A 9880-nucleotide genomic window follows, 5' to 3' on the forward strand; every position below is an offset into this window, starting at 1 on the left:
GCCCTTATTTCAACCTTAGCGCGTTCAACGTGACCACGATGGACGATAACGACATAATCGCAGCCGCGATCAGGGGCGTGGCCAGCCCGACCAACGCAACCGGCACGAAAATGGCATTATAGATGCCGGATTGCCAGAAATTCTCTTTTATCCGGCGCGTGGCCTGCCCCGACATGCGCAGCGCATCCGCGATCGGACCAATGTCGCGGCCCAGCATAACCATGTCAGACGCCGCGCGCGCGGCGTCCAGCGCCGTGGCAGGAGAGATGGACACATGTGCTGCGCTCAGCGCGACAGTGTCATTCAGCCCGTCACCCACCATCAGCACTTTTGCGCCTGCGTCCTGCAACGCCCCGACCTTGGCGGCCTTGTCCTGCGGCAGCGCCTCGGCGTGCCAGTGTTTTATGCCCAGTCGGTCGGCCAAAGCCTGCACCGCGGCGGGCACGTCGCCAGAGACAAGCCAGACTTGCTTGCCCTGCTGATGCAGCATATCGACGACACGTTCTGCACCGGGGCGCAACTGGTCGGTGAAGGTAAAGGCGTGGGTCGCTTGCCCCAGCGACAGATAGGCGGCAGTGCTCTCCACCGCCTGCGCGCCAACCCATGCAGGGCGGCCCAGACGCACACGCACCCCATGCCATTGCCCTTCAACCCCGTAGCCCGGCACCTCGGTCAGTTCAGAGACCGGTGCCGGGCGCAAACCCAAATCTCGAAGCCCTTTGGCCAGCGATGCCGCAAGCGGATGGCCGGATGCCTCTGCCAGCGCAAGCGCGACGCGGCGGGCGTCATCGGGCACCGTGTCCAGATTGGTTGGCGCTGGGGTGCCAAGGGTAAGCGTGCCGGTCTTGTCAAAGACAACGGTATCCACCTCTGCCAACCGCTCCAGCGCGGTGCCGTCCTTGATAAGCAGCCCCTTGCGGAACAGCTTGCCGCTGGCTGCCGTGACCACCGCAGGAACCGCAAGACCCAAAGCGCAGGGGCAAGTGATGATCAAGGTCGTCACGGCCACGTTAATAGAGGTGCGCAGATCCCCGCCGGTCAGATACATCCAGACGACGAAAGCCCCCAACGCCAGAATTGGAATCGTGGGCGCATAGGCCCGCGCCGCACGGTCGGCCAGCGAGGTGTATTTGGTGCGGGCGGATTCGGCGTTGGCCACCAGATCGGCCATGCGGTGCAATGAGCTGTCCTTGCCCGACGCGGTTACGCGCACGGTCAGGGGGCCGGTCAGGTTGACCTCACCCGCGCTGACCATGGTGCCGTCGCCCGCAAAGACCGGCAGGGTTTCCCCCGTCAAAAGCGCGCGGTCCAGTTCTGACTGGCCCGAGACAACGACGCCATCGACCGGCATGCGTCCGCCGGGCCGCACCAGAACCAGATCGCCCGCGACCAGTTCAGCCACATTGACGGTGGCCTCGGCCCCGCCGTCCAGCCGGATGGCGCGTGGCACTTCCAGCGCCGCCAGCTCTTGTGCGGCAGACCGTGCGACGGCACGGGCGCGAAAATCCAGATAGCGCCCCGCCAGCAGGAAAAAGATAAGCATCACGACGGAATCGAAATACGCATGCGCGCCAGATTGCAGGGTTTCGAAAATGGAAATACCCAGCGTCAGAATGATCGCAAAGCTGATCGGCGCGTCCATATCCATCCGGCCCGCGCGCATCGCTTTCCATGCGTTGCGAAAAAACGGCTGGCCGGCAAAGGCCACGGTTGGAATCGCGATGACGGCAGAGATCAGATGAAACAGATCCCGCGTCGGCCCTTCTGCCCCTGACCAGACCGCGACGGACAAAAGCATGATGTTCATCATGGCGAAACCGGCAACGCCAAGCCGCATCAGCAATTCGCGGCCCTGACGCTCGGTTTCGGTCATGGACAGCGTGCCTGCGTCCAGCTCGTGCGCCTCGTAGCCCAAAGCATCCAGCCGGGCGATCACATCGGCGGGCTGGACATCGTGTTCCGCATCCACGCTCAAGCGTTTCAGCGTCAGGTTCAGCCGCGAAGAGTTCACGCCGGGCATGCGCGCCAGATCCCGCTCTATGGTCGAGATACAGGCCGCACAATGCACTTCCGGCACTGACAACAGAACCCGCGCCTTTGGCAAATCTGCTTTTGCAAGGCTTTCTGCCGCAGGCGCGGCAGCGCAAGCCGGACAAGCCGAGGCGCGCACCGTTGTCATGCGTTACCCTTCAACATGTAGCACGACGCGCTGCTGAAACAGCGTGCCATCCGCCGCCGTGGCGCGCAGTCGGATATTCCAGTTTCCGGGGGCAATATCGACCGGGGCGCGGAACGCCCCGTCCAGAAACACGAATTCAGGCCGCTGGTCATCGCGCACATGGGTCGCGGCGCCCAAGACAGCGTCCAGCGTGGCAACTTGTGCAGGATAACCATCCGGGCCGGTAATGTTCAGAACCAACTCGCCATCCGCCACGTCGGCGCGGACATCCCAGCCAAGCGCCTGCTGCGCAGCCAGTTCCTCGTTGAAGTTCTGGCTGGCAACATAGGAATTCTTGACCTCCAGCCCCGGAAACGTGCTGACCGCCGAATAAGCCAAGGTCAGGTTAACCGCGATCACCGTGCCAAAACCTATCAATGTGATCGCCAGAACCTTCGGGCCGGTCATACGAAACCCTTTGCCGGTGGTGTCTTCGGTCATTGCCCTCTCCCGTTGAATACGGTTTCAGAATAAACGCGATCCTGACTTCCGGCAATCGTGGACCAGATACGCACGCTGCTACGCTGTGCCGCAGCCGCTTCGGTGCCGTTGGGCGCTTCCAAGTATACACGAACCTGCGCCATTTCATCCGGGTTCAGCGTCACAGAGGTTGCGTCCTCGCCTTCGACCGACATGCGCAGATCGGGGTTTTCGGTGATCGACAACACGAATTCCCGTTCCTCATTGGCCATGTTGCGCAAGCGCACATCATAGACGTTCCGAACGGTGCCATCCGACAACACGATATGGGTCGGGTTGCGCACGGGTGACACGCTCATATCCAGATCCGACCGGATGAACAGCGCCACGATCAGGCCAACCCCCACTGCGGACCAAATGGCGGTATAAACCAAAGTGCGCGGACGGAAGACGTGCTTCCACACAGATTTCGGAGCCTTGCCAGCGCGCTCGTTTTCATGGTCCGACAGTGCCATGTAGCCGATCAGGCCGCGCGGTTTGCCGATACGGTCCATCACCTCGTCGCAGGCATCAATGCACAGGCCACATGTGATGCAGGCCATTTGCTGTCCGTCACGAATATCAATCCCCATGGGGCAAACATTGACGCAGGCCATGCAGTCGATGCAATCGCCAAGGTTCTCGGCACCCTCGCTCTTGCGGTGCTTGCCGCGTGGCTCGCCCCGCCACTCGCGGTAGTCGATGGTCAGCGTGTCTTCGTCCATCATCGCGGCCTGAATGCGCGGCCACGGGCAAGCATAGATACATATCTGTTCGCGAAAGAACCCGCCGAACAGAAAGGTCGTCATGGTCAGCACAAGAATGGTCAGATATGCGACCATCGGGGCCTGACCGGTGAACAGGTCAACCAGCAGCGTGGGGGCGTCGGCAAAGTAGAACACCCAAGCCCCGCCGGTCGCCATGCCGATCAGGAACCAGAGGGTCCATTTCAGACCATTCTTTCGGATCTTCTCGAAATCCCATTTTTTGCGGTGCAGGCGCAGGCGCGCGTTTCGGTCGCCTTCGACCCAGCGCTCCACCAGAATGAACAGGTCGGTCCAGACGGTTTGCGGGCAGGCGTAACCGCACCAGACCCGCCCCAAGGCCGAGGTGAACAGGAACAACCCGATCCCGGCCATGATAAGTAGGCCCGCCACGAAGTAGAATTCATGGGGCCAGATTTCGATCATGAAGAAGAAGAAGCGTCGCCCTTGCAGATCCAGCAAAACCGCCTGATCGGGCATTTCGGGGCCACGGTCCCAGCGTATCCATGGCAGGATGTAATACAGCCCCAGCATCCCGGCCAGCAGCCACCATTTCATGGTGCGGAAACTGCCTTTTACGCGGCGCGGAAAAATCGGCTCGCGTTTGGCATATAGCGACGGGGGGCTTTGATCTGACGAACTCACGCTTGGCTCCTGACTGTGGCTTGCCCTGCTTGTGTCACGCGCATGGGGGTGCGTCCTTGACCTGCGTCAAAAACCGTATGACCGGTGCAAGTTTTTGTGGCGGATGAGATTGGATGCAGAGCATGGTTACGCCGGTCTCCGGTAACACGCGCGAACAGGAAAGCAGAGACCGGCGTGGCAAGCCTAAGCGTGCCTTTGCCTGTCTAGAACCACCACATGGCCTTTGCATTGACGCAGATCAAACCCCAAGCGCTGCGACATTCAGTCCCGGTGCGCGCGCGGCCTCTGTCTTTATCCAGCGACAAAACGCGCGCAAAGGCGGGCGCTGAACGCCGGGGCGCGTAGCAAGGTAATAGGCCATATCGGTCTGATCGCGCAAAACAACCTGAAGGTTGCCGCTGGCGATGTCCGCAGAGACAAGAACTTCGGTCACGACAGCAAGCCCCTGCCCGTGGCGCGCCGCATCCAGCACTAGATTGCCGGGCAAGTGGATCACGCCGCCGCTCAGGGCCTTGGCAACGCCTTGTCGTGACAGGAACAGCGACGCTTCGTTCTGCTCCAACTCGCTCAGCCAGGGCAGTCCGGTTAGCGCGTCGGGGCCGCCATCGGGCAAGCCGCCCAGCAGAGACGGGGACGCCACGACGACCAGCGGCGCATCCATCAGCTTGTACATGTCCAGCCCCGGCTCGGCACCAGTGCCATGCCGGATCGCGACATCGAAGCCGCCCGGCTCCAGCGGGCGCAACGCAGGCGACGGGTCAAGCACCAGATCGACGCCCGGATGCGCCAGCCGAAACGATCCAAGCCGCGGCACCAACCAGGTGCTGGCAAACATCGCGGTCGTTGTCACTTGCAACGGACGGTCGCGCTGCGCTTCCGTCAGGGCGCTGACACTGCGCAGGATTTCGCCAAAGCCCAAACCCAGACCATGCGCCAGTTGGCGCCCGTCATCGGTCAGTTCAATCTTGCGGCCCGTGCGCGTGACCAAGGCCAGATCGAGCGCCTTTTCCAAGGACCTGATCTGCTGGCTGATCGCCGCATGGGTTACGCCCAACCGCGCAGCCGCCGCGACAACCGACCCGGATTCCGCCACCGCGGAAAACGCCCTCAATGCCGAGAGCGGCGGCATGTCCCGCCAATCCATCATGTAAGCTCAGCTATCATATCGCATGAATTCCAGAGTCGCATTATTTGCCGAAAAGGTACAAATAAAACCATACACACCGCAACCCCGGAGGCTTCCATGTTAGATATCCATGCAAAAATGTTCTTCGTCGCAAGCCGGATCAACGCGTCTTCGCGCCCGGTCAGAGAACTGGATGGCACCCCAGCGGCCAACAGCCGCATCAACCACATGACCGACCGGGTGCGGCTGATCTCACCCCGCAAAATCAGCTGAGCGGCGCATGAAAAAACCCGGCCTGCAAAACAGGCCGGGTTGATGTTGTGAGCCGAAAGGGCGGTTTATTCGCCGCCGCCCAACTGGTGGACATAGGCGGCAACCGCACGAATTTCTGCTTCGCGCAAGCGGTTGTCGAAGCCGGGCATGACCCCGAAGCGGGCATTGTAGATCGATTCGTAGACGATCTCTTCCGAACCGCCATAGAGCCAGATCTGGTCATTCAGCGCAGGGGCCCCAAGGAAGGTGTCGCCTTCGCCTTCGACCCCGTGGCAGGACGAACAGTTGTAATCGTAGACTTCGGCCCCGGCAGAGGCCAGTTCCGCCTCGTGGTCGGACCCCGACAGCGACAGCACGAAATGCGTGGCTTGGCGCATTTCCTCTTCACTTAGCAACTCGTCGCGCCCGAATGCGGGCATTTGCGAGTAGCGGGCGTCAAGATACTCTTCGTTGCGGATGCCATAGGTCACGGTTTGCACGATTTCGTCATGCGATCCGCCCCAGAGCCAGTCATCATCCAGCAGGTTGGGAAAGCCGCCCGCCTGCACACCTGCGCCACCGGCGCCATGACATTGCGAGCATTGCGCGGCAAAGACCGATGCGCCCGCGTTGACGGCGAAACGGTGCAAGTCCTGATCGTTCTGCAACTCGCCCGGCTCTGTTTCGAGGATTTGCGCGAAGAGCACATCGTGACGCTCTTCGAAGGCCGCGATTTCCTCGGCGACCTCGGCCCGCGAGGCATAGCCCAGCACGCCGCTTGTCGCTTGGTTCATCCCCGGCCATGCCGGGTACACGACCCAGTAGCCGACCGACCAGATCACACAGAGAATGAAGATCCACACCCACCAGCGCGGCATCGGGTTGTCGAATTCCTCGATCCCGTCCCAGCTATGCCCGGTCGTATTCGGGTCGCCCTTTTGGTGGTTGGCGCTCTTGTTCGAATTATCAGCCATCACTTGGCCTCTCTCAAATCGGCGTGACGCGCTTGCCGCTGGCGGTTATCCGGCGCGGCAGGCTTGTCATCGTTGCGGAAAATCATGTTCGCCGTGTCCCGATGGACCTTTTTGCTACCAGGGCGCAGAATGTAGACGAACACCCCGATAAAGAAGACGAACATGAACAGCAGGTGCCAGCTATCGGCGAAGGCACGCAGCAGGGAATAGGTTTCCATAGCTTCCTCCAATCGTTAGCGCGATGCGTCTGGCACGAAGGTTTCGAAATCAACCAACGTGCCCAACATTTGCAGGTAGGCGATGACAGCATCCATTTCGGTGAGCGCGTCCTGCCCGTCGAAATTGCGTTGCTGTGCGCCCGGATACCGGTCGGCAACAGGATCGCCGAACTGGTCCACCTGCGCAAAGAAATCATCGACCGCCGCATCCATCATCTCATCCGTGTAAGGATGACCGAGCATGCGGTAGACGCCCATGATATCTTGCGCCTTTTCCGCATCCGCGCGGTCCAGTTCGCGGTTCATCAGGAACCCGTAGGCCGGCATGATCGATTCCGGAACAACGCTTTGCGGCTTGATCATGTGCTGGACATGCCAGTCATCCGAGTAGCGACCGCCGACACGGGCCAGATCCGGCCCGGTCCGCTTGGACCCCCACTGGAACGGATGGTCATACATCGATTCCGCTGCAAGGCTGTAGTGGCCATAGCGCTCGACCTCGTCGCGCATGGGGCGCACCATCTGGCTGTGGCAAACGTAGCAACCCTCGCGCCGGTAAATCTCGCGACCTGCGATCTCCAGCGGCGCGTAGGGGCGCATGCCCTCCACCTCCTCGATGGTGTTGTCGAGGTAGAACAAGGGCACGATCTGCACGATGCCCCCGATGCTGACCACGAGGAAGCTGAGAACCAGCAACAGCGTGGCGTGACGCTCGATCGCGCCGTGTTTGTCAAGAAGTCCCATTTCCGTGCCCTTTCGTTATTCAGCGGGCACTGCGGAGCCAACTCCGGCAGGCTTGCGCTCTGCCGTGCTGGTCACAGTTTTCCACAGGTTGTAGCACATGATGATCGCACCGGTCAGGAACAGCGTCCCGCCAAGCCCGCGCACCACATACATCGGGAATTTCGCGGCAACCGTGTCTGCGAAAGAGTTCACGAGGAAACCCTGCGCATCGACTTCGCGCCACATCAGGCCCTCCATGATGCCGGTGACCCACATGGACGCGGCATAAAGCACGATCCCGATGGTCGCCAACCAGAAGTGCCAGCTGACCAGACGCAGGCTATACAGCCCCTCGCGCTGCCACAGCTTGGGCACCAGATAGTAAAGCGCGCCGAAGGTGATCATGCCGTTCCAGCCAAGTGCGCCGGAATGGACGTGGCCGATGGTCCAGTCGGTATAGTGCGACAGGCTGTTGACGGCCTTGATCGACATCATCGGCCCTTCGAATGTGGCCATACCGTAGAAGCCCACGGCCACAACCATCATGCGAATGATCGGGTCGGTGCGCAGCTTGTCCCATGCGCCAGACAGCGTCATCAGGCCGTTGATCATGCCGCCCCAGCTTGGCATCCACAGCATGATGGAAAAGGTCATGCCCAGCGTCTGCGCCCAGTCGGGCAGCGCGGTGTAGTGCAGGTGGTGCGGACCAGCCCAGATATACAGGAAGATCAGCGCCCAGAAGTGCATGATCGACAGCTTGTAGCTATAGACCGGGCGTTCGGCCTGCTTGGGGATGAAGTAATACATCATCCCAAGGAAACCGGCGGTCAGGAAGAAGCCCACCGCGTTATGCCCATACCACCACTGGATCATGGCGGACTGCACGCCCGACCAGACCGGAATAGAGGTGGAGCCAAGGAATGATACCGGGATCTGCACGTTGTTGATAAGGTGCAGCATGGCCACCGTCACGATGAACGCCAGGTAGAACCAGTTGGCCACATAGATATGCGGCTCGCGGCGCTTGATAAGCGTGCCCATGTAAATAATCAGGAACGCCACCCACACGATGGTCAGCCACAAGTCGGCCAGCCATTCGGGTTCGGCATATTCATTGCCCTGGGTAGAGCCTGTGACATAGCCGGTCGCGGCCAGCAGGATGAACACCTGGTAGCCCCAGAACACGAACCAAGCGAGGCTACCGCCCCACAGGCGCGCGGCGGAGGTGCGCTGGACGACGTAGAACGCGGTCGCGATCAAAGCATTGCCGCCGAACGCGAAAATCACCGCAGACGTGTGCAGCGGGCGCAAGCGGCCAAAGTTCATGAAACCCTGCGCCCACTCGAAATTCAGATATGGGAACGCCAATTGGAAGGCGATGACCACGCCCACAAGAAAGCCCACAACACCCCAAAAGGCGGTTGCGATCACGCCAAAGCGCACCGGCCCGTCCATATAGGTGTTCGGATCGACCACCGGTGCGGGTTCACCCACACGGCGGATCAGCCAGAAGAATGCGATTGCTGCCGATACCATGAAGATCAAAGCGTGGATCTGGTATGACAGGTCGCGGGCCAGTCCGGTGGCAACAGCGGCGACGACCACCGCAAGCCCCAGAACGGCGAGCTTTATGTATCCCAACATAATCTGCGTCCCTTTTCTGTTCGCGCGCCCGGTCTAACGCCGGGAAACACAAGTTTGGATGGTGCCTTTTGTCACGCCCCAGTGCGCGCGACCTTGACCTAGGTCAAGGAAATGAACTGTTTCGCTTGCGGCGGATCAAGGCATAGGGTGCCACCATCTGCGACAATCCCACTGCAACAAACAGGAGCGGACCGCATGGCCTACAAATCACTCATCAGTTTCGTGGTGTCAGAGGACGGGCTGGATACGGTGCTGGACGCCGCAATCGCTCTGGCCGAACGCCTTGACGCGCATCTAGAGGTTTGCTGCCTCGCCGTCGATTCGACCCAGGTCGCAGGCTTTTACGCCGGGGCACCTGCCGTGATTTTCCAAGAGTCGATTGACGCGTTGCAAACACAGGCGGAAGCGTTGCGCGAGGTTGTGCGCACGCGGTTGAACGGCTGTCCCATCCGCTGGAGCACCGATGACGTGGTCGTGCCGATGGGCACCATCGGGTCGTATGTCGGCCTCAAGGCACGGTTTTCCGATCTTGTGCTGCTGCCTTGCCCCTATGGCGACAAAGGCGGTCCACAGGACGAGCTTGTCACCGAAGCTGCCCTCTTCGACGGCAACGCCGCGATTCTGGTGCTGCCGCAGGATACAACCAGCCTGCCGGATATTCGCCGCATCGTTCTAGCATGGGACCAGAGCGAGGAAGCGCTGCACGCCGCGCGCGCTGCAATGCCGTTTCTAGAGCGCGTCTGGTTCAATCAGTTTCATATCCAGCGGCCTTGAAGAAGTTGTAGCATTCGTCAGGGGTGAACAGGTTACAAACATGACCGACCGCCTTCCATAATTCGTCATATGTCCGTGCAGCG

Annotated in this window: 10 protein-coding genes; 2 read left to right on the forward strand and 8 right to left on the reverse strand. The window is 60.7% G+C overall.

The window, feature by feature from the left end; genetic code table 11:
- Window positions 1–4: 4 nt before the first annotated feature.
- From ROE7235_RS14290 to ROE7235_RS14305, 4 genes are all read right to left on the reverse strand, one after another.
- On the reverse strand, window positions 5–2179 hold the full coding sequence (locus ROE7235_RS14290; RefSeq protein WP_121096185.1) for a heavy metal translocating P-type ATPase: 2175 nt from the start codon (window positions 2177–2179) through the stop codon (window positions 5–7).
- A gap of 3 nt (window positions 2180–2182) precedes the next feature.
- Window positions 2183–2659 (reverse strand): FixH family protein, encoded by a 477-nt coding sequence (locus tag ROE7235_RS14295; RefSeq protein ID WP_121096186.1) that lies wholly within the window; start codon window positions 2657–2659, stop codon window positions 2183–2185.
- Entirely contained in the window at window positions 2656–4086 is a 1431-nt protein-coding gene (ccoG, locus tag ROE7235_RS14300; RefSeq protein WP_121096187.1) for a cytochrome c oxidase accessory protein CcoG, read from the reverse strand. Before ccoG ends, ROE7235_RS14295 begins: the two co-directional genes overlap by 4 nt.
- Window positions 4087–4324: 238 nt before the next feature.
- Window positions 4325–5233, reverse strand: a complete 909-nt coding sequence (locus ROE7235_RS14305; protein ID WP_245963979.1) for a LysR family transcriptional regulator — start codon at window positions 5231–5233, stop codon at window positions 4325–4327.
- A 96-nt stretch (window positions 5234–5329) separates the two neighbouring features.
- Between ROE7235_RS14305 and ROE7235_RS20175 the strand changes: the two genes are divergently transcribed.
- Entirely contained in the window at window positions 5330–5485 is a 156-nt protein-coding gene (locus ROE7235_RS20175) for a hypothetical protein (protein ID WP_183073521.1), read from the forward strand.
- Between the two features lie 65 nt (window positions 5486–5550).
- Here the strand turns inward: ROE7235_RS20175 and ccoP are convergent, their stop codons facing one another.
- Genes ccoP through ccoN form a run of 4 tightly spaced genes read right to left on the reverse strand, consistent with a single transcriptional unit; the run spans window position 5551 to window position 9023 of the window.
- Complete coding sequence (ccoP, locus tag ROE7235_RS14310) at window positions 5551–6438, reverse strand: cytochrome-c oxidase, cbb3-type subunit III (protein WP_121096188.1); 888 nt, start codon at window positions 6436–6438, stop codon at window positions 5551–5553.
- The gene (locus ROE7235_RS14315; protein ID WP_121096189.1) at window positions 6438–6656 is read right to left on the reverse strand and encodes a cbb3-type cytochrome c oxidase subunit 3; all 219 of its coding nucleotides are present in this window, start codon (window positions 6654–6656) and stop codon (window positions 6438–6440) included. Before ROE7235_RS14315 ends, ccoP begins: the two co-directional genes overlap by 1 nt.
- Before the next feature lie 15 nt (window positions 6657–6671).
- Window positions 6672–7400, reverse strand: a complete 729-nt coding sequence (ccoO, locus tag ROE7235_RS14320; protein ID WP_121096190.1) for a cytochrome-c oxidase, cbb3-type subunit II — start codon at window positions 7398–7400, stop codon at window positions 6672–6674.
- 15 nt (window positions 7401–7415) lie between these two features.
- Window positions 7416–9023, reverse strand: coding sequence for a cytochrome-c oxidase, cbb3-type subunit I (gene ccoN, locus ROE7235_RS14325; protein WP_121096191.1), 1608 nt, complete (start codon window positions 9021–9023; stop codon window positions 7416–7418).
- A gap of 195 nt (window positions 9024–9218) precedes the next feature.
- Between ccoN and ROE7235_RS14330 the strand changes: the two genes are divergently transcribed.
- The gene (locus ROE7235_RS14330; protein ID WP_121096192.1) at window positions 9219–9797 is read left to right on the forward strand and encodes a hypothetical protein; all 579 of its coding nucleotides are present in this window, start codon (window positions 9219–9221) and stop codon (window positions 9795–9797) included.
- Window positions 9798–9880: the final 83 nt, after the last annotated feature.

Source organism: Roseinatronobacter ekhonensis (assembly GCF_900499075.1).
In the GTDB taxonomy this organism is placed as follows: Bacteria; Pseudomonadota; Alphaproteobacteria; order Rhodobacterales; family Rhodobacteraceae; genus Roseinatronobacter; species Roseinatronobacter ekhonensis.

What these genes read in the sequence shown, in the direction of transcription:
- ROE7235_RS14295 (WP_121096186.1), bottom strand. Translation starts at nt 2,659, where the DNA reads ATGACCGAAGACACCACCGGCAAAGGGTTTCGTATGACCGGCCCGAAG.
- ccoO (WP_121096190.1), bottom strand. Translation starts at nt 7,400, where the DNA reads ATGGGACTTCTTGACAAACACGGCGCGATCGAGCGTCACGCCACGCTG.
- ROE7235_RS14290 (WP_121096185.1), bottom strand. Translation starts at nt 2,179, where the DNA reads ATGACAACGGTGCGCGCCTCGGCTTGTCCGGCTTGCGCTGCCGCGCCT.
- ccoN (WP_121096191.1), bottom strand. Translation starts at nt 9,023, where the DNA reads ATGTTGGGATACATAAAGCTCGCCGTTCTGGGGCTTGCGGTGGTCGTC.
- ROE7235_RS14330 (WP_121096192.1), top strand. Translation starts at nt 9,219, where the DNA reads ATGGCCTACAAATCACTCATCAGTTTCGTGGTGTCAGAGGACGGGCTG.
- ROE7235_RS14305 (WP_245963979.1), bottom strand. Translation starts at nt 5,233, where the DNA reads ATGATGGATTGGCGGGACATGCCGCCGCTCTCGGCATTGAGGGCGTTT.
- ROE7235_RS20175 (WP_183073521.1), top strand. Translation starts at nt 5,330, where the DNA reads ATGTTAGATATCCATGCAAAAATGTTCTTCGTCGCAAGCCGGATCAAC.
- ccoP (WP_121096188.1), bottom strand. Translation starts at nt 6,438, where the DNA reads ATGGCTGATAATTCGAACAAGAGCGCCAACCACCAAAAGGGCGACCCG.
- ROE7235_RS14315 (WP_121096189.1), bottom strand. Translation starts at nt 6,656, where the DNA reads ATGGAAACCTATTCCCTGCTGCGTGCCTTCGCCGATAGCTGGCACCTG.